At 71.0% G+C, this 22,341-nt stretch carries 21 protein-coding genes; 17 read left to right on the top strand and 4 right to left on the bottom strand.

The genetic code is table 11. The features are described 5' to 3' along the window. Positions 1-6 precede the first annotated feature (6 nt). Positions 7-1,557: a signal recognition particle protein gene (ffh, locus tag DEI96_RS11115; RefSeq protein WP_027465889.1), complete on the top strand. Its 1,551-nt coding sequence runs from the start codon at positions 7-9 to the stop codon at positions 1,555-1,557. Positions 1,558-1,631: 74 nt separating this feature from the next. Here the strand turns inward: ffh and DEI96_RS11110 are convergent, their stop codons facing one another. The 3 genes from DEI96_RS11110 to DEI96_RS11100 all read right to left on the bottom strand — a co-directional run bounded on the left by DEI96_RS11110 (position 1,632) and on the right by DEI96_RS11100 (position 5,423). Beyond that, a complete protein-coding gene (locus tag DEI96_RS11110) occupies positions 1,632-2,879 on the bottom strand; it encodes an ATP-binding protein (protein ID WP_111023968.1) in 1,248 nt (415 codons plus the stop codon). An 86-nt stretch (positions 2,880-2,965) separates the two neighbouring features. After that, on the bottom strand, positions 2,966-4,069 hold the full coding sequence (locus DEI96_RS11105) for a tetratricopeptide repeat protein (protein WP_146246922.1): 1,104 nt from the start codon (positions 4,067-4,069) through the stop codon (positions 2,966-2,968). Between the two features lie 214 nt (positions 4,070-4,283). After that, positions 4,284-5,423: a glutamate--cysteine ligase gene (locus DEI96_RS11100; protein WP_181433023.1), complete on the bottom strand. Its 1,140-nt coding sequence runs from the start codon at positions 5,421-5,423 to the stop codon at positions 4,284-4,286. 119 nt (positions 5,424-5,542) lie between these two features. Between DEI96_RS11100 and aroA the strand changes: the two genes are divergently transcribed. The 8 genes from aroA (at position 5,543) to trmD (ending at position 15,156) form a co-directional block, all read left to right on the top strand. Next, positions 5,543-8,812: a 3-phosphoshikimate 1-carboxyvinyltransferase gene (gene aroA, locus DEI96_RS11095; protein WP_111023970.1), complete on the top strand. Its 3,270-nt coding sequence runs from the start codon at positions 5,543-5,545 to the stop codon at positions 8,810-8,812. Continuing rightward, positions 8,809-9,987: an acyl-CoA dehydrogenase family protein gene (locus DEI96_RS11090; protein ID WP_111023971.1), complete on the top strand. Its 1,179-nt coding sequence runs from the start codon at positions 8,809-8,811 to the stop codon at positions 9,985-9,987. Before aroA ends, DEI96_RS11090 begins: the two co-directional genes overlap by 4 nt. Before the next feature lie 84 nt (positions 9,988-10,071). Then, positions 10,072-10,935 (top strand): SDR family oxidoreductase, encoded by an 864-nt coding sequence (locus tag DEI96_RS11085; RefSeq protein WP_111023972.1) that lies wholly within the window; start codon positions 10,072-10,074, stop codon positions 10,933-10,935. A gap of 4 nt (positions 10,936-10,939) precedes the next feature. Next, positions 10,940-13,075 (top strand): oxidoreductase, encoded by a 2,136-nt coding sequence (locus DEI96_RS11080; RefSeq protein ID WP_111023973.1) that lies wholly within the window; start codon positions 10,940-10,942, stop codon positions 13,073-13,075. Between the two features lie 164 nt (positions 13,076-13,239). Beyond that, positions 13,240-13,653 carry a 30S ribosomal protein S16 gene (gene rpsP, locus DEI96_RS11075; protein ID WP_027465884.1) on the top strand — a complete coding sequence of 138 codons (414 nt, stop codon included), beginning with the start codon at positions 13,240-13,242 and terminating at the stop codon, positions 13,651-13,653. A 3-nt stretch (positions 13,654-13,656) separates the two neighbouring features. Next, positions 13,657-13,893, top strand: a complete 237-nt coding sequence (locus tag DEI96_RS11070; RefSeq protein WP_017888258.1) for an RNA-binding protein — start codon at positions 13,657-13,659, stop codon at positions 13,891-13,893. A gap of 19 nt (positions 13,894-13,912) precedes the next feature. Next, on the top strand, positions 13,913-14,458 hold the full coding sequence (gene rimM / locus DEI96_RS11065) for a ribosome maturation factor RimM (protein ID WP_181421130.1): 546 nt from the start codon (positions 13,913-13,915) through the stop codon (positions 14,456-14,458). 5 nt (positions 14,459-14,463) lie between these two features. Continuing rightward, on the top strand, positions 14,464-15,156 hold the full coding sequence (gene trmD / locus DEI96_RS11060; RefSeq protein WP_111023974.1) for a tRNA (guanosine(37)-N1)-methyltransferase TrmD: 693 nt from the start codon (positions 14,464-14,466) through the stop codon (positions 15,154-15,156). A gap of 169 nt (positions 15,157-15,325) precedes the next feature. Here the strand turns inward: trmD and map are convergent, their stop codons facing one another. Then, positions 15,326-16,108 (bottom strand): type I methionyl aminopeptidase, encoded by a 783-nt coding sequence (map, locus tag DEI96_RS11055; protein WP_111023975.1) that lies wholly within the window; start codon positions 16,106-16,108, stop codon positions 15,326-15,328. Between the two features lie 168 nt (positions 16,109-16,276). Between map and rplS the strand changes: the two genes are divergently transcribed. The 8 genes from rplS to dprA all read left to right on the top strand — a co-directional run bounded on the left by rplS (position 16,277) and on the right by dprA (position 22,337). Next, positions 16,277-16,633 (top strand): 50S ribosomal protein L19, encoded by a 357-nt coding sequence (rplS, locus tag DEI96_RS11050; RefSeq protein ID WP_017888254.1) that lies wholly within the window; start codon positions 16,277-16,279, stop codon positions 16,631-16,633. Positions 16,634-16,756: 123 nt separating this feature from the next. Beyond that, on the top strand, positions 16,757-17,500 hold the full coding sequence (gene lepB, locus DEI96_RS11045; protein ID WP_027465880.1) for a signal peptidase I: 744 nt from the start codon (positions 16,757-16,759) through the stop codon (positions 17,498-17,500). Continuing rightward, on the top strand, positions 17,497-18,204 hold the full coding sequence (rnhB, locus tag DEI96_RS11040; RefSeq protein WP_111023976.1) for a ribonuclease HII: 708 nt from the start codon (positions 17,497-17,499) through the stop codon (positions 18,202-18,204). Before lepB ends, rnhB begins: the two co-directional genes overlap by 4 nt. 45 nt (positions 18,205-18,249) lie before the next feature. Further along, positions 18,250-18,573 carry a DUF2469 family protein gene (locus DEI96_RS11035; protein ID WP_017888251.1) on the top strand — a complete coding sequence of 108 codons (324 nt, stop codon included), beginning with the start codon at positions 18,250-18,252 and terminating at the stop codon, positions 18,571-18,573. A 117-nt stretch (positions 18,574-18,690) separates the two neighbouring features. Next, complete coding sequence (locus DEI96_RS11030) at positions 18,691-19,041, top strand: histone-like nucleoid-structuring protein Lsr2 (protein WP_017888250.1); 351 nt, start codon at positions 18,691-18,693, stop codon at positions 19,039-19,041. Between the two features lie 163 nt (positions 19,042-19,204). Then, entirely contained in the window at positions 19,205-19,582 is a 378-nt protein-coding gene (locus DEI96_RS11025; protein ID WP_244993148.1) for a YraN family protein, read from the top strand. After that, entirely contained in the window at positions 19,579-21,102 is a 1,524-nt protein-coding gene (locus tag DEI96_RS11020) for a YifB family Mg chelatase-like AAA ATPase (protein WP_111023978.1), read from the top strand. The genes DEI96_RS11025 and DEI96_RS11020 overlap by 4 nt, the downstream gene beginning before the upstream one ends. Beyond that, entirely contained in the window at positions 21,102-22,337 is a 1,236-nt protein-coding gene (dprA, locus tag DEI96_RS11015; RefSeq protein ID WP_111023979.1) for a DNA-processing protein DprA, read from the top strand. The genes DEI96_RS11020 and dprA overlap by 1 nt, the downstream gene beginning before the upstream one ends. The last annotated feature ends 4 nt before the right edge of the window (positions 22,338-22,341 follow it).

The raw sequence follows: 22,341 nt of genomic DNA, 5'->3' as shown, positions 1-22,341 counted from the left end.
CGGATCATGGCGCAATTCGGTTCACTCTCCGATCGGCTGACCGAGACCTTCCGCAATCTGCGGAGCAAGGGTCGGCTGACTCCGTCCGACGTCGACGGCACCGTCCGCGAGATCCGGCGGGCGCTCCTCGACGCCGACGTCGCGCTCGAGGTCGTCAAGGCGTTCACCGCATCGGTGCGCGAGCGTGCCCTCTCCGACGAGGTCAACCGCGCGCTCAACCCGGCACAGCAGGTCGTCCAGATCGTCAACGAGGAACTCGTCGGCATCCTGGGCGGGCAGCAGCGACGGCTCGAGTTCGCGAAGAAGCCGCCGACGGTCATCATGCTCGCGGGTCTGCAGGGTGCCGGTAAGACCACCCTCGCGGGCAAGCTCGGCAAGTGGCTCAAGAAGGACGGCCACACCCCGATGCTCGTCGCGGCGGACCTTCAGCGTCCGAACGCCGTGCAGCAGCTGCAGGTCGTCGGCGAGCAGGCCGGCGTGCACGTCTTCGCGCCCGAGCCCGGCAACGGTGTCGGCGACCCGGTCAAGGTCGCAAAGAACGCCATCAAGGCCGCGATCGACCAGCAGTACGACACCGTCATCGTGGACACCGCAGGTCGTCTCGGTGTCGATGCCGAGCTGATGAAGCAGGCCGCGAACATCCGCAAGGCTGTCGACCCCGACGAGGTCCTGTTCGTCATCGACGCGATGATCGGTCAGGACGCCGTCAACACGGCGCGTGCGTTCCAGGAAGGCGTCGACTTCACCGGTGTCGTGCTCTCCAAGCTCGACGGTGACGCCCGCGGTGGTGCAGCCCTGTCGGTGGCCAGCGTGACCGGCCGGCCGATCATGTTCGCGTCGACGGGTGAGTCGCTCGACGACTTCGAGCCGTTCCACCCGGACCGCATGGCGAGCCGCATCCTCGACCTCGGCGACATCCTGTCCCTCATCGAGCAGGCGCAGGGCGCCTTCGACGAGGAAGAGGCGCGCAAGGTCGCGGACAAGATCGCGACCGACAACTTCACGCTGAACGACTTCCTGCAGCAGATGCAGCAGCTCCGCAAGGCCGGCTCCATCAAGGGCATGCTCGGCATGCTCCCCGGAGCGAAGGGCATGCGCGAGGCGCTCGACAACTTCGACGAGCGCGAGATCGTCCGCACCGAGGCGATCATCCAGTCGATGACGCCCCAGGAGCGCGAGCTCCCGAAGCTCCTGAACGGTTCGCGCCGTCTCCGCATCGCGCGCGGTGCCGGATCGACGGTCACCGAGGTCAACGCGCTGGTCAACCGCTTCGAGCAGGCCGCCAAGATGATGAAGACCGTCGCCCGCGGTGGTGTGCCGCAGATGCCGGGCATGGGGCCGATCCCGGGCATGCACGGCGGCAAGAAGCAGCAGCAGGGCGGCAAGAAGAAGTCGAAGGTGGGCAACCCCGCCAAGCGCGCAGCCCTCGCGGCCGGCGCGGCGGCCGCGCCGCAGCAGGCACCACAGGGGTCCGGCCTCGGCCTCGGCGGCGCCAAGGGCGGCAAGGCGCCGACCGAGGAAGAGCTCGCGTCGCTGCAGAAGTTCCTGGGTCGCTGACGCGGCTCGCGATCGCGACCATCTGACGGACGGGAGGCCCGGTGCCAGCTGGCACCGGGCCTCCCGTCCGTCACTCAGCGCTTGGACTTCTTGAGGTACGCGCGCAGGTCGGCGTACGTCCCGTCGTCCTCGCCGAACAGGACGACGCTCCGCGCCGTCTCGAGCCAGGCGCTCGTGGAGGGCCGGACCTCACTCAGGGCGGCGAGCAGATCCGGCATCCCGATGAGCCGTGCAGTGCCCGTCGTGATGCTGTCCATGAGCGCGTGCTCGGCGGCGACCTCGCACACGTAGGCGATGTCCGCACCGGAGAAGCCCTCGGTCCGCTTGGCGAGCGCTGCGGGGTCGATGCCCTCGACCGGTCGGTCGCGGAGGTGCCCGCGGAAGATCGCGTCGCGTGCCGGGGCGTCCGGCGGCAGGACGAGCACCGTCCGGTCCAGCCGACCCGGACGACGGAGCGCGGGGTCGACGTCCCACGGCTGGTTCGTCGCAGCCAGCACGAACACGCCCTCGTTCCCGCCGTCGACGCCGTCGAGTTCGGTGAGCAGCTGGTTCACCATCCCGCGCACGTGCGAGCTGCGGGTCTGGCTCCGTCGCTGGCCGAGCGCGTCGACCTCGTCGAAGAACACCACGCATGGAGCCGCGGCGCGTGCGGCCTCGAAGACCGCCCTGATGTTCTGCTCGCTCGCGCCGAGGTAGGGGTCGAGGACGTCGGTGATGGAGACGCTCATGAAGCGTGCGCCGAGCTCGCCGGCGACAGCCCGGGCGATGAACGTCTTCCCGCACCCCGGAGGGCCGTACAGCAGCAGACCGCCGCGGAGGCTCTTGCCGTACAACGCCCGGAGCTCGGGGTTCGCGAGCGGGGCGAGGAACGCGACGGTGAGCCGCTGCTTGACGGCCTCCATCCCGCCCACGTCCGCAAACCGGACCTCCGACGGCTCGACCGAGAACGCCGACGGCAGGTCCGGGTCGGGAGCCGAGTCCTCGACGAAGGACGGTTCGACGATGTGCTCGACCTGCTCTTCCGCGGCGTGCCAGTCGAAGTCGGACGGCGCACCAGCGGCGGGAGCGTCGGTCGGCGCGTCCGCGGGGAGTGCCGTGGCGGCACCCGGGCGCAGCACCGCCAGCATGAGCGCGCCCGCCGCGGCGTCGGTCGGTGCGATGGCGAGTGCGGCTGCCGCTTCGGCGGTCGCCTCAGCCGGACGTCCGGCTTCGAGGAGCAGACGACCGAGGTGGACACGCAGTGCGACGTCGTGGGGCGCGCCGTCGACCGCGCGTCGGAGCGCGCCGATCACCGGGTCGTCGTGGACCGGGTCGTCGTTCATCGGGAGTCCTCTCGGAGCGGTCGGTTCGGTGGTGTCGCGCGACGCGGCGTCAGGCCAGGCGCAGTTCGGTCGCGAGGGCGAGCTCGTCACCCGTCGTCATCGTCGTCCTCGTGCACCGCTGGGCGGGTCCTCGGGAAGGCGCGCAGGATGCGCTTCATCAGGACGGACGCGATGACGACCCCGACGAACACGAGACCCTGCGCGACGAGGGCAACGACCGGTGGGAGGAACAGCCCGGTCACGGAGATCGCGGTCGCGACACCGAGGACCAGCGCCACGAGTCCCCAACCCGGTACCGCTCGTCGAGCGACCGAGACGAGGAAGGCGAGGCGAGGCCGTGCCTCGGAGGTGAACCGGAGGGCGATGAAGGCGATCACGGCGAGGGCGGTCACCGGCGGGAAGGTGGTCGCCCAGCGCTCCGTCCCCGGATCCCCGCTGTCGATCGTCGCCAGGAAGCCGAAGGCGGTGATCACTGCCGCGCCGCCGAGGGCCACCCGGATGCGGGCGAGTGGGTTGACGACGCCGATCATGAGGTTCCGCAGTGCTGTGGCGTCCGTCGGGTTCGTCGACAGGATGCCCGCGAAGACCAGCGCGGACTCGCTCTCGTGGCCACGTCGCAGCCGTGACACCGCCAGGTTGTGCCGTGCCCCTCGGTCCTCCGGAGCGAGCGCGAGCCCCCGGCGGTACGCGTCCTGCGCTTCCCGTTGCCGTCCGACGGCGAGCAGGAGGTCGCCGTGCTGGCGGTGCACGAACGGTTCGGTGGGAGCCAAGCGGACGGCCTCGAAGCTCGCCCGCATCGCCTCCAAGCGGTTCTGCTCGCCGAGCCAGAGGGCATCGACTCGCGCAGCGTGCGCCTGCCACGATCCCGGGTCCGCGGCGACCGAACGACGGGCGGCCTCGACCGCTCCGATCCGGTCCCCAGAGCGGAGCAGGGCGGTCGACAGCACGCGGAGGGAGGTACTGTCACCCGGCGCGAGAGCGACCGCTCGTCGAGCAGCTTCGCACGCCGCATCCGGCTGGTCGAGCGCGAGCAGCGCCAGGGCGCGTACGCGCTGTCCGGCGATCGATTCGCCTTCGTCGTGCTCGACCGCCCTGACCTCGGCGAGTGCCTGTTCCGGTCGACCGGCGTCGACGAGCGCGCCGGCACGGATCACCGTCGCCGGTCCGCGCTGTGCTGCCTCCCCCGCCACAGGGGAACTGTAGCGTTCGCCGTGGACTGCCGATGCCCCCAGGACGGGAGGCCCGGTGCCAGCTGGCACCGGGCCTCCCGTCCGTTCGTGGTCGCGCCGCGACGTTCCTTCCCATCGCACGCGCGATGGAAAGTGGAATCGGGCGTACCTGGTCGGGAGGAACGACCAGGTACGCCCGATTCGACCAGGTACGCCCGATCCGGGGCGGTCGCGGCTAGAGCGCTTCGCGGAACTCCGTCACCAGGTGGCGGACGACCTCGCGCAGGTCGCCGCCGTTCTCCTGCGCGACCTGCAGCTGCCGCTGGTACGAGGCCCCGCGCTCGATCATCGTGTCGAGGTGGTGCAGTTCGTCCTGGCAGCCGAGCCGCTCGGCGATCGGGTCGAGCCGCTGCACCAGGTCGTGCACCTCGTCGGTCACGAGCCGCTCGTCGCCGGCGACGTTCGTGATGATCTCGGCCTCCATGCCGTAGCGGGCCGCGCGCCACTTGTTCTCGCGGATGAACCACGGCTGCATGGTGGGCAGGGTCTCACCGGCGTCGAGCCGGTCCGAGCAGGCGGTGACCAGGCACTGGACGAGCGCGGTGACGGCGCCGACCTCGTGCAGGGTCGAGATGCCGTCGGACACCCGGTTCTCGAGGGTGCCCCAGCCGGGCGACGGGCGGATGTCCCAGCGCAGGTCCTTCACGCCGTCGATGACGCCGGTGTGCGTGAGGTCGCCGACGACCTCTTCGAAGTTCGCCCAGGCGCCGAGCTGCGGCGGGAGCCCGCCGGTCGGGAGCTGCTGGAACATGAGGGCGCGGTTCGAGGCGTACCCGGTGTCGGTGCCGCCCCAGAACGGGCTCGACGCGGTGAACGCCTGGAGGTGCGGGACGTAGGCGAGCATCGCGTTCATGATCGGGACGGCCTTGTCGCGGTCGTCGATGCCGACGTGCACGTGCACGCCCCAGATGAGCATCTGGCGTCCCCACCAGCGGGTGCGGTCGATGAGGGTCGTGTAGTGCTCGCTGTCCGGGGTGATCTCCTGCTGGTCCCACACCGCGAACGGGTGCGTGCCCGAGCACATCACCTGGGCGTCGAGCGGCTCGGCGGCGTCGATGACCTCGCCGATGATGCCGGACAGCTCGCTGGTCGCAGCCCCCACGCGGTCGTGGACGCTCGAGACGACCTCGACCGTGTTGGTCAGCAGCTCCTCGGTGACGCGGTCGTGGTCACCGAGCCGCTCGTGCACGGCGGCGATGACGGCGGGGGCGCGGGGAGCGAGGTCGCCGGTCGACCGGTCGACCAGGGGGAGTTCCCACTCGACGCCGATGGTCGACGGGCGGGACTCGGTGAAGCGGATGTCCATGCCGTCCATCCTGCCCGGGTCCTTGTCGGACACGCACAACGAAGCGTTGTCCCGATCGTGCGGATCGTCCTGCAACTAGTTCCACTGTGGGCGTACCGTTGAAATGTTCCTACAGGGAAGAGGTACGCATGCAGTTGGTGGTGCGCGGGACGAACGCCCCGCTCGTCGGAGAACTGGACATCCCGGTCTCGAAGTACCACGCGCACCGCGCGCTGGTGCTCGCGTCGCTCGCGAAGGGGACGAGTGTCGTCTCCGGGGTGAGCGCGACGCGACAGGTGGAGTGGACCGTGGGCACGCTCCGCGCGCTCGGCGTCGACGTCAAGCGGCGCGGGAACGCGTACCACGTGACCGGGCTGGGCGGCCGGTACCAGGCCACCGACGTGGTGGACCACGGTTCGCGCGGTGCCGACGGACTGCTCAACATGGGGTCCTCGGGCACCACGCTCTACTTCATGACCGGGCTCGCCTCGCTGGCCGACCGCCCGATGACCCTGTCGGGCATGAAGTACTTCCAGCGCCGGCCGATCAAGGCGCTGCTCACCTCGCTGACGCAGATGGGGGTGGAGCTCGAGGCGACGAACGACTGCCCGCCCGTCACCGTGCAGCCGAAGCGTCCGCGCGGCGGTGACGTGACGATCGCCGGCACCCTGTCGCAGTGGGTGTCCGGGCTGCTGCTGGTGGCACCGTTCGCCGAGCACGAGACCCGGATCCACATCACCGGCGGGCGGCTCAACGAGCAGCCCTACGTCGAGCTCACCGTGCGGATGATGCGGCAGTTCGGCCTGACGGTCGAGGTCTCCGACGACTGGCTCGAGTACCGGATCCCGGCGGGCCAGCAGGCCACCCCGCACGACTACGTCATCCCGCCCGACATCGGCTCCGCAGCGTTCGGCATCGCGGCGGCCGGCACCCGCGAGTCGAACGTGCTGCTGCGCGGCATGACGGCCACGACGACGGCCGAGACCGACCACCCGGAGAGCGAGTTCCTGGACCTCGCGACCGCGATGGGCGTCCCGATGCGGATCGACGAGGAGACCGGCTTCGTCCGGATCGAGCACGACGGGTCCCCGCTCCGGCCGCTCGACGTCGACTGCCGTCCGATCCCGGACCTGCTGCCCGTGCTGTCGACGATGGCCACCTTCGCCGAGGGCACGAGCCGACTGTGGAACGTGGCGCACATCCGGCTGAAGGAGTCCGACCGCGTGGCGGCGATGCTCCAGCTGAACCGGATGGGCGGCCGTGCCGAGCAGGGCGCGGACGAGCTGCGGGTCACCGGTGTCGGTGCGGCCGGGCTGCACGGTGCGCCGATGTCCTCGTTCAACGACCACCGCGTGCTGATGTCGCTCGCGGTCGCGGCGTCGGGTGCCGACGGGGTGTCCGGCCTGACCTACCCGCGTGCCTACCGGATCTCCTACCCGACGTTCCTCGAGGCGATGAACTCCGTCGGGCTCGACATGTCCGTCGGCGACCGGCTCGCAGCCCAGGTGGCGCGGGACGACCGGATCGACGCCGCCGAGGCCGACGGGGTCCGCACGCACCTGGGCATGCCCCTCGAGACGTCCGCGGCGCCCGAGCCAACAGAGCAGCCGCTCGCGCAGCCCACCGCCCCGCAGCCCGCCGCGCAGGCCACCGCCCCGCAGCCCGCCGCGCAGGCCACCGCCCCGCAGCCCGCCGTCGCCGTGCCCGAGCTCGCCGGCGTCGACGCCGACCCGCTCGTCCTGAGCGAGCGGGTCCGTGCCCTGTCCCAGACCGACCCCGACGGCCTCGCCGTGATCGAGGTCGGCGGTGCGACCCCCGCGAACACCACGTGGAAGGAGCTGCAGGACGAGGCCGACCGGGTCTCCGCCCTGCTGCTCGAACTCGGCGTGCGCACGGGTGAATCCGTCGCGATGCAGCTGCCGAACTGGCGCGAGTTCGTGTCGATCACCCTCGGTGCGATCCAGATCGGCGCCGTCGCGACCCCGATCATGCCGGTGTTCGGTCCCCGCGAGACCACGATGACGCTGGCGCGTTCGAAGGCCCGCGTGGTCTTCCTGCCGAACGTGTTCCGGAAGCGCCGTCCCGCGCTCGAACTCCTCGACGTCATCGACGAGGCCGCCGCGCAGGACCGTCGCCTGTCGCTCGAGCACGTGATCGTGCTCCGCGCCGAGGCCCGCGGGCAGGGGGACACCCCGACGAACCAGCCGCCGCTGCCCGCCGACGCCCTGGAACGGGTCGTGGCGAGCGACTGGCACTGGCGCTACTTCGAGAACGCCCTCGCCGCCGTGCACGTCGACGTGGACGAGATCGCGTCGCACGCTCCCGGGCCGGACGACGTCTGCCAGCTGCTCTTCACCTCCGGCACCACGGGGGAGCCGAAGGGCGTGCAGCACCCGCACCGCACGCTCGGGCTCGCGACCGCCATGCACGTGGCGCAGTCCGGTCTGACCAGCGCCGACCGCATCTACATCCCGTCGCCGCTCGCCCACCAGACCGGGTTCCTGTACGGCATGCTGCTGGCGTTCCGGCTCGGTGCCCCGCAGGTCATCCAGCCGGTGTGGGACGGCCGCGTCGCACTCGAGCAGGCGTTCGGGGTCGCCCGGGCGTCCTTCGTGCAGTGCGCGACGCCGTTCCTGACCGACCTCGTCGACCTGGTCGAGGCCGGTGCTCCGCAGCCCGAGTCGCTCCGGATCTTCGTGCCGACGGGCGCCGCGGTGCCCCGCGCACTGGCCCAGCGAGCGAGCACGGTGCTCGGCAGCGCCATCCTCGGCGCCTTCGGGACGAGCGAGACGTGTCTCGGAGCCCTGTCCAGCCCGAGCGACGACCCCGCCGACGCGTACGGTCACGACGGCCGGGCGCTGCCGGGCATCGCGATCCGCATCGTCGACGACGCGGGGATCGAGCTGCCCGCCGGGACCGAGGGCAACTTCGAGCTGCACTCGCCGACGATGTTCGCGGGCTACCTCGACCGCCCGGACCTGACCGACGACGTGTTCACCGCGGACGGCTGGTACCGGACCGGCGACCTGGCGAAGGTCGACGAGAAGGGCTTCCTGTCGATCACCGGGCGCGTGAAGGACGTCATCAACCGCGGCGGCGAGAAGATCCCCGTCGTCGAGATCGAGAACCTGCTGTACCAGCACCCGCTGGTCACGGACGTCGCGATCGTCGCGATGCCGGACGAGCGGCTCGGCGAGCGTGCCTGCGCCTGGGTCGTGAACGCCCGCGCGGACGAGCCGCTCGACTTCGCCGGGATGCAGCAGCACCTCGACACGGCCGGCGTGAGCAAGTACTACTGGCCGGAACGACTCGAGTACACCACCGAGCTGCCGCGCAACGCGGTCGGCAAGGTCCAGAAGAACATCCTGCGCGAGCAGGCGGCCGCGCTCGTCGCGACGAAGGAGAACGAGACACGATGACGATCGTCGAGCAGACGAGCACGGGCTTCGACGAAGCCGCCTTCCAGCAGCTCAAGGCCGAGGTCACCGAGTGGGTCCGCGGCCCCGGCGAGGAGTGGGCGGACGAGATCGAGCGCACCGGCCGGGTCGCCCCCGAGCTGTTCCAGGAGCTCAAGGACAAGGGGTGGCTCAGCCTCGCCGCCCCGACGGAGCTCGGCGGACGGGCGATCCCCTTCTCGCGCTACCTCGAGATCATGGAGGTCGTCTCCCGCTCGCACGCCTCCATCCGCATGCTCGTGCACGTCATCAACGGCACCTGGCGCGCGATGGCTCCCTACGCGACGCCGGAGCAGATCGAGCAGGTCGTCAAGCCGTCCGTCGCGGGGGACACGCTCGTCGCGTTCACCCTCACCGAGGCCACCGCGGGCACCGGAGCGGACATCCGCACGACCGTCCGGCGCGAGGGCGACACCTACGTGATGAACGGCGAGAAGCACCTCATCACCTTCGGCGTCAAGGCCGACCACTGGCTCATCGCCGCCCGCCTCGAGGGGACGAGCGGCCAGGACGGCACGGTCGCGTTCCTCATGCCGAACAACGGGCTGCCGGGCGCCGAGGTGATCGACGACTCCGACACCATGGGCATCCGCGGCACCGACCACGCGATCCTGCGGTTCACCGAGACCCCGATCCCCGCCAGCGCCCGCCTGGGCGAGGAGGGCCAGGGCCTCGAGGTCGCGCTCGGCGGCTTCCTGCTGCCGAGCCGGGTGTCCGTCGCGATGAGCGCCGTCGGGCTCGCGGAGCGGGCGAACGAGCTCGCCGTCGAGTACGCGAACAAGCGTGAGACCTTCGGCAAACAGCTCTCCAGCCGCCAGGCGATCCAGTTCTACCTGGCTGAGAACTACGCCGACATCGCTGCAGCACGCGCCCTGGTGCTCGAGGCCGCCCGCGCCTACGAGGACGACCGCCCCGACGCCGGCACGCTCTCCAGCGCCTCGAAGATGGTCGCCGTCGACATGCTCGCGCGCGTCACCGACAAGGCCCTGCAGGTGCACGGCGGGCAGGGCTACTGGAAGCGCAACGCCATCGAGCGCGTCTACCGCGACGCACGCGCGCAGCGCTTCGAAGAGGGCACCAACGAGATCCAGAAGCTGATCGTCGGCCGCGCCGTCGTGACCGGCCAGGCCGGGTTCTAGACCGCACCCAACCACCGGACAGGAGGCCCGTGGCGGGCCCGCCCCGTGCCTCCCGTCCGTCTCCCACTCACCTGAAGGACCGCAGTGACCGACAGCACCAACGCACCCATCGCACTCAGCTCGCCCATCGCACTGATCACCGGCGCTTCGCGCGGCATCGGCCGCCTGCTCGCGCAGAAGCTCGGCCAGCGCGGCGTCACCGTCGTGGTGACGTACAAGGGCAACGCCGACCTGGCCGAGGAGTCCCTGGCCGACGTCAAGGCGGCCGGCGGCGACGGCATCACGGCGCAGGTGGACATCGAGCAGCCGGAGTCGATCGACGCCCTGTTCGACCTGGTGCGCGACACCTACGGACGCCTCGACATGTTCGTCGCGAACGCCGCCGCCAGCGCGTTCAAGCCCGTCGCCGACCTCAAGCTGCACCACCTCGACCGCAGCTACGCCACGAACGCCCGCTCGTTCGTGCTCGGCGCCCAGCGCGCCGCGGAACTCATGGACCGGGGTGGCCGCATCGTCGTCGTGACGTCGTACGGATCGCTCCGGGCGTTCCCGACCTACGCCGCACTCGGTGCCGCCAAGGCCATGAGCGAGGCGTACATGAAGTACATGGCGGTGGAGTTCGGCCCGCGCCAGATCACGGTCAACGCGGTGAACGGCGGCCTCATCGACACCGACTCGCTCGAGTACTTCTACACGAAGGTCCCCGGGCAGGCCCCGATGGACACCGTGCTCGAGAAGCTCCCGCTGCAGCGCCCCGGGACGGCCGACGACATGGCCGACGCCGTCGACTTCCTGCTGTCCGACAAGGCCGGGTACATCACCGGGCAGGTGCTCTCGGTCGACGGTGGGCTGACGGTCATCGCCCCGCCGTACTGGTCGGACACGACGTCGCCCCTCCGCGACGCGGTGCTGCCGGCAGACGCTCCGGCCGCGGACACCGCAGAATAGGCGCATGAGCAGCGTCGCTTCCGCCCCCGTCGTGCCGGAGTCCCTCCGGACCGTCGCGTCACCCTGGACCCTCGGCCCCCTGCACCTGGCGAACCGGGTGGTGATGGGGTCGATGCACACCGGGCTCGAGGTGCACGACGACGGCGGAGCAGGCATGGCCGCCTTCTACCGCGAACGGGCGGCCGGCGGGGCGGCGTGCATCATCACCGGCGGCATCGCGGTGAACGACGAGGCCCGCGGCGGTCCGGACTTCGCGGTGTTCGGCGTCGGGGGAGCCGACGAGCGGTTCCGGGTGGCGGTCGACGCCGTGCACGACGAGGGCGGGACGATCCTCGCGCAGCTGTTCCACGCCGGGCGGTACGCGCTCGCGTCGGGCATGGTCGACCGGCACGGCGACCCGCAGCGCGTCGTGGCGCCCTCGGCCCTGCCGTGGGCGGCCGCCCGCGGGGTGGTGCCGACCGAGCTGACGTCGGCCGAGGTCGTGCGGACCATCGAGGACTTCGCCGCCGCGGCCCGCACCGCGCGCGCGATCGGGTTCGACGGCGTCGAGATCATGGCGTCCGAGGGGTACCTGATCAACCAGTTCCAGTCGCCGCTGACGAACCTGCGCGACGACGAGTGGGGCGGTGACGCGGAACGGCGTCGGCGCTTCGCGATCGAGGTCGTCCGGGCCGTGCGCGCCGCGGTGCCCGAGCTCGCCGTGACGATCCGGCTGTCCGGCGCCGACCTGATGCCCGGCTCGTCGACCGAGGACGAGGTCGACGCGCTCGTGCACGACCTGCTGCCGCTCGGGCTCGACGGCATCTCGGTCGGCATCGGCTGGCACGAGTCCCGCACCCCGACCGTGCAGGCCTCGGTGCCGCACGGGGCCTGGCTGGCGTACGCGACACGGATCGCCGCGGTGGTGCGCGCGTCCCCGTACCCGGACGTCCGCGTGATCGCCTCGAACCGGATGACGGACCTGCGGGACGGTGAGGCCGTCCTCGCCGACGGGACCATCGACGCCGTCGCCCTCGCCCGACCGTTCCTCGCCGACCCCGCCATCGTGTCGCGCTCGCTCGCGGGCGAGTTCGCCCTGGTGAACACCTGCATCGGCTGCAACCAGGCGTGCCTCGACCGTTCGATCATCGGCGCACCGGTGTCCTGCCTGGTGAACCCCCGTGCCGCCCGCGAGGTCGCGTTCCCCGCCCGCCCGACCACCGACCCGAAGCGCGTCGACGTCGTCGGTGGCGGACCGGCCGGGCTCGCCGCCGCGGTGGACGCCGCCCGCCGGGGCCACGACGTCACCGTCTGGGAGGCGTCCGACCGCCTCGGCGGCCAGTTCGGTCTCGCCGCACTCGTCCCGGGCAAGGAGGACTACGCCGCCACGGTGCGGTCCGCCCGCGCCGAACTCGCGGAGCGGGGCGCCACGATCCACCTCGGACGCCCGGCGACGGCTCGGGACCTCGTCGACAGCGACGCCGTCGTGCTCGCGGCCGGGGTCGTCCCGCGGAGCATCGACGTCCCCGGCAGCGACCTGCCGCACGTGCTGTCCTACGAGCAGGCCCTGCGGAACGGCGTACCCGAGGGCACCGTCGCGATCATCGGCGGCGGCGGCATCGGCGTGGACACCGCGGCGTTCCTGACCGAGTCACCCGACGAGGTCGTCCGGGCCGCCGAGTTCGCGGCCCGCTGGGACCTCGACGTGTCCGAGGAGCTCGTCGGCGACGTGCCGCAGCGCCTCCCCGCGGTACGGCGCACCACCCGACCGGGGTCGCAGGTGACGGTGCTCCGGCGTTCAGGCAAGTTCGGCCAGGGGATCGGCATCACCTCGCGCTGGGTCGCGATCGGTCGGCTGCGGGACGCCGGGGTGCGGATGGTCGGCGGCGTGCAGGAGTACCTGCGCATCGAACCCGGGGTGCTCTGGATCCGCGACGAGCACGGGGACGAGGTCGGCGTGCCGGCGGACACCGTCGTGGTCTGCGCCGGGCAGGAGCGCGCGAGCGACGCCGGGGGTGACGCGCCCGACGGACTCGCCACGGGCCTCCAGGCCGCCGGCGTGCCCTACGCCGTCGTCGGTGGCGCGCGGGACGCACGGAGCGTGGACGCGGTCCGGGCGACGTCCGAAGCCCTCGAAGCGGTGCGGCGGCTCGCGCCGTAGCGAGTCGGCTCGCATCACGGCCGGGAATCTGCAAGAATGAACGGTCGAATCGCCGCAGCTCGACCCTCTATCCAGCTGTGAGCGATCTCTCTCGAGCTTTCGCCGTGTGTGCCCCCACGCCCGCGGTTCCAGTTCAACCACAACGAAAGCAAACAGGAGCAATTGTGGCTGTCAAGATCCGTCTGAAGCGTCTCGGTAAGATCCGTGCGCCCTACTACCGCATCGTCGTCGCCGACTCGCGCACCAAGCGCGATGGTCGTGTCCTCGAGGAGATCGGTCAGTACCACCCGACCGAGGAGCCCTCGGTCATCAAGATCGAGTCCGAGCGTGCGCTCTACTGGCTCGGCGTCGGCGCGCAGCCGACCGAGCAGGTCGCGGCCCTCCTCAAGCTGACCGGCGACTGGGCCAAGTTCAAGGGCGAGAAGGACACCGAGTCCAAGGTCAAGGTCGCCGAGCCGAAGCCGGCCTTCCAGGTCGACTCCTCGAAGAAGGCCGTGCTCAAGCCGAAGTCGGAGAAGACGGCTCCCGCCGCCAAGGCCGACGACGCCGAGACCGCCGACGAGACGACCGAGGCGTAGTCCTTGCTCGAATCCGCGCTGACGCACCTCGTCAAGGGGATCGTCGATCACCCTGACGACGTGCGCGTCGCCAGCTCCACCTCCCCACGCGGCGAGGTCCTCGAGGTGCGCGTGCACCCCGAGGACCTCGGCCGCGTGATCGGTCGCGCCGGGCGCACCGCCAAGGCGCTCCGCACGCTCGTCACGGCCCTGGCCGACGGCAAGCGCGTGCGGGTCGACGTGGTGGACACCGATTCCTAGGGAGACGACCCAGCTCCGGGTGGGTCGAATCACGAAGGCGCACGGGCTCAAGGGCGGCATCAAGCTCGAGCTCTACACCGACGACCCGGATCGTCGGTTCACCCCGGGCGCCACCTTCACGCTCCAGGTCCCCGACGACTCACCGTGGTCGGGCAAGACCCTCGAGCTGGACGAACTCCGCTGGTACAACGGTCACCCCGTCGCGTTCTTCGCCGGGATCGACGACCGCACCGCGGCCGAGTCCCTGGCTCGCATCATCCTCTGGGTCGAGCAGGACGCCGACGCCGAGACCGGTGAGGACGACGCCTGGTACGACCACCAGCTCGTCGGGCTCAAGGTCCTGCGTGACGGCGTCGAGGTCGGCACGGTCGCCCGTGTGGACCACATGCCCGCACAGGACCTGCTCGCGATCGACACGCCGTCCCGCGGCGAGGTCCTCGTGCCGTTCGTCTCGGCCATCGTGCCCGCGGTCGACATCTCCGCCGGCACCGTCACGGTCACGCCGCCGCAGGGCCTGTTCGAGGATCCCGAGGACACCTCGCGCCCCGAGACGGTCACGGACTAGTCCCCGTGCGGATCGACATCGTCACGATCTTCCCGGAGTTCTTCTCCGTGCTGGACGTGTCCCTGCTGGGCAAGGCCCGCTCCGGCGGTCTCCTCGACCTGCACGTGCACGACCTGCGGTCGTGGACGACCGACCGGCACCGCACCGTCGACGACACCCCGTACGGCGGTGGCGCCGGCATGGTGATGAAGCCGGAGCCGTGGGCGCAGGCGCTCGAGGCGCTCTTCCGCCCCGACGGCTCGTCGACCCTGGTGGTCCCGACGCCGGCCGGCACGCCCTTCACACAGTCGATCGCACGGTCGCTCGCGTCGACGTCGGAGCACCTCGTGTTCGCCTGCGGGCGGTACGAGGGCATCGACGCCCGCGTCTTCGAGTGGGCGTCGTCACGCGCCACCGTCGTCGAGCTCTCGCTCGGCGACTACGTGCTGAACGGCGGCGAGGTCGCCGCGATGGCGATGATCGAGGCCGTCGGACGACTCGTCCCCGGCGTCGTCGGCAACCCCGAGTCGCTGGTCGAGGAGTCCCACGAGGACGGCCTGCTCGAGTACCCCTCGTACACCAAGCCCGCGTCGTGGCGCGGCCTCGACGTCCCCGATGTCCTGCTCAGCGGGCACCACGCCCGCGTCGGTGCCTGGCGGCACGAGCAACAGTTGGAGCGGACGCGGCGCGTCCGTCCGGACCTGCTGCCCGACGAGTAGCGCCACCCATCTCGCGAAAGCGACAGATGTCCGCGAAACATCCGCGGACATCTGTCGCTTTCGCTGTTGTGACGGTCCGCGGCCGCGAGATCTGTCGCCTCCGTGGGGTGGGGACGACGCGTGACGGACTGGAGGCGCGGTGCCAGCTGGTGCCGCGCCTCCAGGCTCGCTACTGGTCGCGCTGGGCGCGACGCAGGGTCAGGACCTCGGGGCCGGCCTCGGTGACCGCCACGGTGTGCTCGACGTGCGCGGCACGTGAGCCGTCGACACTGCGCAGCGTCCAGCCGTCGTCGTCCTGGTAGAGCTCGTCGGTGGTCTGCATGAGCCACGGCTCGATCGCGACGACCAGACCCGGCCGGAGCATCAGGCCGCGACCCGGACGGCCGTCGTTCGGCACGTGCGGGTCCCCGTGCATCGTGCGACCGACGCCGTGCCCGCCGAACTGCAGGTTCACCTTGTGGCCTGCCTGGTGTGCGACGTGACCGATGGCGTGCGAGACGTCGCCGAGCTTGTTGCCGGGAGCTGCCTGGGCGATGCCGGCGGCCAGTGCCCGTTCGACCGTGGCGATCAGTGCCTGGTCCTCGTCGCGCGGCGTGCCGACCTGGATGCTGACGGCGGAGTCCGCGACCCAGCCGTCCACGCTCGCTGCGAAGTCCAGGCTCACGAGGTCGCCGTCCTGCAGGGTTTGGTCGTGCGGCAGGCCGTGCAGGGCGGCGTCGTTGACCGAGGTGCAGAGGTTCTTGCCGAACGGCGACATGCCGAACGAGGGGTGGTAGTCGACGTAGCAGCTCTCGGCACCCCGGTCGGCGATCATCCGGGCCGCGACGCGGTCGAGGTCGAGCAGGTTGACGCCGACGTCGACGGTCTCGAGCAGCTCGTCGAGGACGTCGGCCACGAACCGGCCGGCGACGCGCAGTCCGTCCAGCTCGGCGGGGGTGCGGAGTTCGATCATGGGTCCATCCTCGTCGTTTTGTCTCCCGCGCTCTCTGTGGCAGTATTGAACGCTGTGCCCTGGCTGGACTCTGCCACGGGGGAGTCGCCGACACCGGGCACGCACCACCACTTTCCGAACCTTCGATCCGCGGCGACCCGTGCGCGTCCGCAGAGAGTGAAACCCACCATGAGCCAGCTCCTCGACAACGTCGACGCAGCATCGCTGCGTACCGACGTCCCGGACTTCCGTCCCGGCGACACCATCAAGGTGCACGTCAACATCATCGAAGGCACGCGCTCGCGTATCCAGGTCTTCCAGGGAGTCGTCATCGGCCGTCAGGGCCACGGCATCGGCGAGACCTTCAAGGTCCGCAAGGTGAGCTTCCAGGTCGGCGTCGAGCGCTGGTTCCCGGTGCACTCGCCGATCATCGACCACATCGAGATCGTCACCAAGGGTGACGTCCGTCGTGCGAAGCTCTACTACCTGCGCGAGCTCCGCGGCAAGGCGGCCCGCCGCAAGATCAAGGAGAAGCGCGACGCCTGATCGCCTTCACAGTGAACGTCCGCGAGCCGGACGCCGCTGCGAGCCCCTCGTCCATGTACGGTTGTGCATCGACGGGGGGCTCTTCCCATTTGCGGGGAGTCAGTGGTTCGAACGAGAGCGGAAATGACGGACACGACAGAGGATTCCGGGCGCAGGCCACGTGCCGAGAAGCAACGGAACGGTGTCCTCACATTCCTCCGCGACCTCGTCATCATCTTCATCGCGGCACTGCTCGTGTCGTTCCTGGTGAAGACGTTCCTGATCCGGTCGTTCTACATCCCGTCGGCGTCGATGGAGAACACGCTCCAGATCAACGACCGCGTCATCGTCAACGAGCTCGTCCCCGGCGCCGTGGCGCTGAAGCGGGGAGACGTCGTCGTCTTCAAGGACCCGGGCGGTTGGCTCACCGGGTCCGAGGTGCCGAGCGTCACGCCGGACACCCAGCCCGCGAAGGCCATCGACTGGGCGCTGACCCAGGTCGGTCTCGGCACCGGTGACAGCGACGACCACCTGATCAAGCGCGTCATCGGTCTGCCCGGTGACAAGGTGTCCTGCTGCAACGACCTCGGGCAGATGTCGGTGAACGGTGTGCCGATCAAGGAGCCGTACCTGAAGCTCCCCGCCGGCGCACCGGCCTCGGCGACCGACTTCTCGGTCACCGTGCCGAAGGGCACCATCTGGGTGATGGGCGACAACCGGAACGACTCGAAGGACTCCCGGTACAACGGCGACACCCCGTCGAAGGGCTTCGTCCCGATGTCCGACGTCACGGGTCGCGCGTTCGTCATCTCGTGGCCGGCGAGCCGCTGGACGTGGCTCGACGACCACCCTGAGGTGTTCGCCGGCGTGGAGGAGCGCGACGAGTGACCGCCGTCCGTCCGTCGCTCCGGGTCGAGAAACGTCTGCTCGCTGAGGGCCGCGTGACGGTCATCGGCATGGACGAGGTCGGCCGTGGCGCCATCGCCGGTCCGGTCGGCGTCGGTGTGGCCGCGGTGACGCTCGACATCGGTCGTGTGCCCCAGGGGCTCGCGGACTCGAAGCTGCTGTCGGAGGCGCGCCGGACCGACCTCGTGCCCGTCGTGCAGCGCTGGGCGCGCACGGCGGTCGGCATGGCCTCGGCGGACTTCGTCGACCAGCAGGGCATCGTGCCCGCTCTCGGTGCAGCCGGTGCGCAGGCGCTCGGCTCCCTGGTCGCCGACGGGGTGTCCCTCGACGGCGCGGTGGTGGTGCTCGACGGCTCGTTCGACTGGTTGAGCCGTGCGCTGCCCGCGTCGCTCCGTCCGGCCGCCGATCCGCTCGAGGTCGTCGTCCGGGTCAAGGCCGACCGCGACTGCGCCTCGGTGGCCGCGGCGTCCGTGGTGGCCAAGGTCGCTCGTGACGCGCTCATGATCTCCGCGCACGACGAGGCTCCGCACTACGGGTGGGTGTCGAACAAGGGCTACGGGTCGACGGCGCACTACGACGCGATCCGGGCGATCGGGGCGCACGCGCTGCACCGGAAGTCGTGGCTGCACCAGGCCTCGAGCGTCGCGCTGGACGGGTTCGACGAACTCGACGCCCTCGCCGGTTGAGCCCGTCGTCCGCACGGGCCTCCGTCGCCGTAGACTGTGGGCGCAATGGATGAGGACGAATTCGACGACTACGACCGCGAGGTCGAGCTGGCCCTGTACCGCGAGTACCGCGACGTGGTGTCGCAGTTCCGTTACGTGGTCGAGACGGAGCGCCGTTTCTACCTGGCGAACGAGGTCGAACTCGTGCGCCGTGACACGGAGCACGACTTCTACTTCGAACTGACGATGAACGACGTCTGGGTCTGGGACGTCTACCGTTCCGACCGGTTCGTCAAGGGTGTCCGGGTACTCACGTTCAAGGACGTGAATGTCGAGGAACTCACGACGCGGGAACTCGAACTGCCGAAGGAACTCGCACTCGACGAGTGATCGTCAATTTCCTTTTTCCTGCTTCTTTCTCGGTGAATCGCCGCTGATCCGGACCGTCCGGGAAATGCGCGCGCTATTCTGATGGGGAAACAACAGCCCCACGAACAGGAGCACCCCATGGCACAGAAGGTCACCGTCCAGCTCGTCGACGACCTCGACGATTCCCCCATCACCACCGGTGAAGGCCGGACGGTCGAATTCGCGTTCGACGGTTCGTCGTACGAGATCGACCTGTCGAACGACAACGTCGACAAGTTCCGCGAGGCGATCTCCGACTACATCGCCGCAGCGCGCAAGGTCTCCGGTCGTCGCACCGGCGGCGGTTCCGCGCCGAAGTCCGCCCCGAAGCGCGGCAACTCCGAAGAACTCGGCAAGATCCGCGAGTGGGCCAAGGAGAACGGGTACGAGGTCTCCTCCCGCGGGCGCATCTCGACGCAGGTGCAGGAAGCCTACGCAGCAGCGCACTGACGCTCGTTGCAGCAGGACCCGGGTGATCTCGATCACCCGGGTCCTTCTTCTTTCCTCCACAGGGGCAATTCGTCCGCACTGATTCCACAGAGTCTCCGAGTTCGCCGATCGGTGTGTGCGTTCCGGAGATCGTTGTCGTGGAGGCAACGACATGGAACAAGACGTGCAACGAGCACCGGGGCGGTCGCTCCGGAACGGCCGACTCGGACGATTCGGTGAAGAGCGAGCGGTGGCCTGGCTCGAAGCCCGGGGATTCCGCGTGCTCGAGCGGAACTGGCGATGTGCGCGCGGTGAGATCGACATCGTCGCGTGGGATTCCTGCACGCTCGCCTTCATCGAGGTGAAGACCCGTTCCGGTGCCGCCACCGGTCACCCGTTCGAGGCGATCACTGCGGCGAAGCTCACCCGGATGCGACGACTCGTGCCCGAGTGGTTCGACGCGCATCCCGAGGTCTCGGCGCGCGCGGTCCGGGTGGACGTCGTCGCGGTCCACGTCGACGGTCCCCGCACCGTCGTCGAGCACCTGGCGGGTGTGCTGTGACGGGCATCGGTCGCGCTGCCGCGGTCGCGCTGCTCGGGGTCACCGGTCGCCGCATCGAGGTCGAAGCGCACCTGACCAGTCAGCTCCCGGCGTTCAGCATCATCGGTCTGCCCGACACCTCGTTGGGTGAGGCACGGGAACGCGTGCGATCCGCGGCGGCGAACGCGGGGTGTCCGCTGCCCGCCCGCCGGATCACCGTGAACCTGACCCCGGCGGCGATCCCGAAACGCGGTTCGGGGTTCGACCTCGCCATCGCGATGGCCGTGCTCGCCGGTGCCGGTCTCGCGCCGGACGTCTCGGAGCGCATCGTCTACATCGGCGAACTCGGCCTCGACGGGCGGGTGCGTCCGGTCCCCGGCGTGATCCCGATGTTGCTCGCCGCGCGCGACGCCGGTGTGGACCGCGTCGTGCTGCCCGTCGGCAACCTGACCGAGGCCCGTGTGGTCGGCGGGGTCCGGATCCGGGGCGTGGACTCGTTGCGGGCGGCGGCGATCGACGCCGGGGCGCTCCTGCCGACGGTCGAGGTCGACCCGGTGCTGCCGGTCCCGGTCACAGCGGTGCCGCGTCCCGTGGCCGAGCTGTCGGACGTCGTGGGGAACCCGGTCGGCGTCCGAGCGCTCATCGCGGCGGCGGCCGGTGGGCACCATGCACTGCTGCTCGGGCCGCCGGGCGCCGGCAAGACGATGCTCGCCGAACGGCTGCCCGGGTTGCTGCCCGACCTCGACGACGAGACCGCGCTCGAGGTCGCCGCGGTCCGGTCCGTCGCCGGGCTGGGCCCCGCGTCGTGGAGCACGAAGCCACCGTGGGAAGCCCCGCACCACTCCGCGTCGGCGGTGTCGCTCATCGGCGGTGGATCCGGGGTCCTGCGTCCCGGAGCCGTGTCGCGCGCCACCGGGGGCATCCTGTTCCTCGACGAGGCGCCGGAGTTCCCGCGGGCCGTGCTCGACGCGCTCCGGCAACCGCTCGAGTCCGGGCGGATCACGATCCACCGTGCGGCGGGAGCGGCCGAGTTCCCCGCACGCTGCCAGGTCGTCCTGGCGGCGAACCCCTGTCCGTGCGGCAACGCCGGGGGTGCGCACGGGCAGCCGTGCGAGTGCTCGCCGAGCACCGTCCGCCGGTACCTCGGCCGCATGTCCGGGCCGCTGCTCGACCGGATGGACATCCGGGTGCTGGTGCCCCGGGTGACGACGGGTCGGATGCGGGACGCGGACGGCAGCACCCCGACGACGGCGGTCGCGCGTGCGGCGGTCGCGGCAGCACGAGCCCGCATGGCGGAGCGACTGCACGGCACAGGATGGACGCGCAATGCCGAGGTCACCGGGACGTGGCTCCGAGCTGAGGGACGCATCGAACCCGGGTCGACGGCGGACCTCGACCGCGCACTCGACCTCGGGACCCTGACGATGCGCGGGTGGGACCGTGTGATGCGCCTGGCGTGGACACTCGCCGACCTCGACGCGGTGGAGCGGCCAACAGCAGCGCACGTCCGGGGTGCCCTGGCCCTGCGGAGCGCGCTGTGATGCCGGCGGGCACGGAGCTCCTCGACACCGTGGCGCGCCTGCTGGGACGGAGCGGTGCCGCGGTGGATCCGGTGCAGGCCGCGGCACGGGTTGCCTGGTCGGCCATCGTCGAACCGGGGGACTCCGTCGCCGGAGAGCTCCTCAGCGGCCTCGGACCCGAGCGCGCACTCGGTGCGGTGCTGCTCGCCGCCGACGGAGACTTCGATTCGCTGCTGGGATGCTGCGTCGACGCCGAGGTGCCGGGTGCCGAGGACCCAGCGGTGCTGCTCGGCGTGCTGCAGACTGCGGTGGAACGCTGGCGGCCCCGAATGGCCGCTGTCGAGGTGGGCGACGTGCTCGCGGCGGCCGGTGCGGTCGGTGCCGGACTGCTGGTCCCCGAGAGCGACGGGTGGCCGTCCGCGATGAACGACCTCGGGCCGCACGCCCCGGTGGTCCTCTGGACACGCAGCACGGGTGCACGCCTCGGCGACGGGATGCCGGCGCTCGGGGTCGTGGGGTCCCGGGCGAACACGGTGGCCGGTGCCGAGGCCGCGGCGGAGATCACCTCGACGGCGGCGGACGCGGGATGCCTCATCGTGAGCGGGGGTGCCTACGGCATCGACGCGGTGGCGCACCGTGTCGCCGTCGCCGCCGGGACGCCCACGGTCGCCGTCCTGGCGGGCGGCATCGACCAGCTCTACCCGGTGGGCAACGCGCAGCTGCTCCACAACGTTGCGCGGCAGGGGGCGCTGCTCGCCGAGTCGGCACCAGGGACGCGACCGACGCGGTGGCGTTTCCTCGCCCGGAACCGGCTGATCGCCGCGCTGGCCGACGTCACGGTCGTGGTCGAAGCGGGCGCCCGCTCCGGGGCGCTCAACACCGCCCACCACGCCGCACAGCTCGGCCGGCCCGTGTTCGCGGTGCCGGGAGCGTTCGCGTCCTCGGCATCGGTCGGGTGCCACCGGCTCATCGCACAGGGGCGGGCGCAGATCGTCGTGCACCCCGGCGATCCGGTCGCGGCGACGAGACCGGCGACCGGGACGAGGGGTGGAGCGGTGCGGGACGAACCGCTCCTGTCCGGCCGGCAGGATCCCGAGGTGCTCCGGGTGCTCGACGCGCTCGGTCGTCGCGCTCTGCCCGAGGCCGAGATCGCCCGCCGGTCGGGCATGTCGACGGCCGACGTCGCCGACGCGCTCGCCCTGGCGCAGCTGCAAGGACTCGTCGTCGCGAGCGGCGGCGGGTGGGGCCGGGCATGACGGT

The organism is Curtobacterium sp. MCLR17_031 (genome assembly GCF_003234775.2).
GTDB lineage: Bacteria > Actinomycetota > Actinomycetes > Actinomycetales > Microbacteriaceae > Curtobacterium > Curtobacterium flaccumfaciens.
Note: the sequence above shows the minus strand (reverse complement) of the source record. Positions and strands in the feature narration are given on the sequence as shown.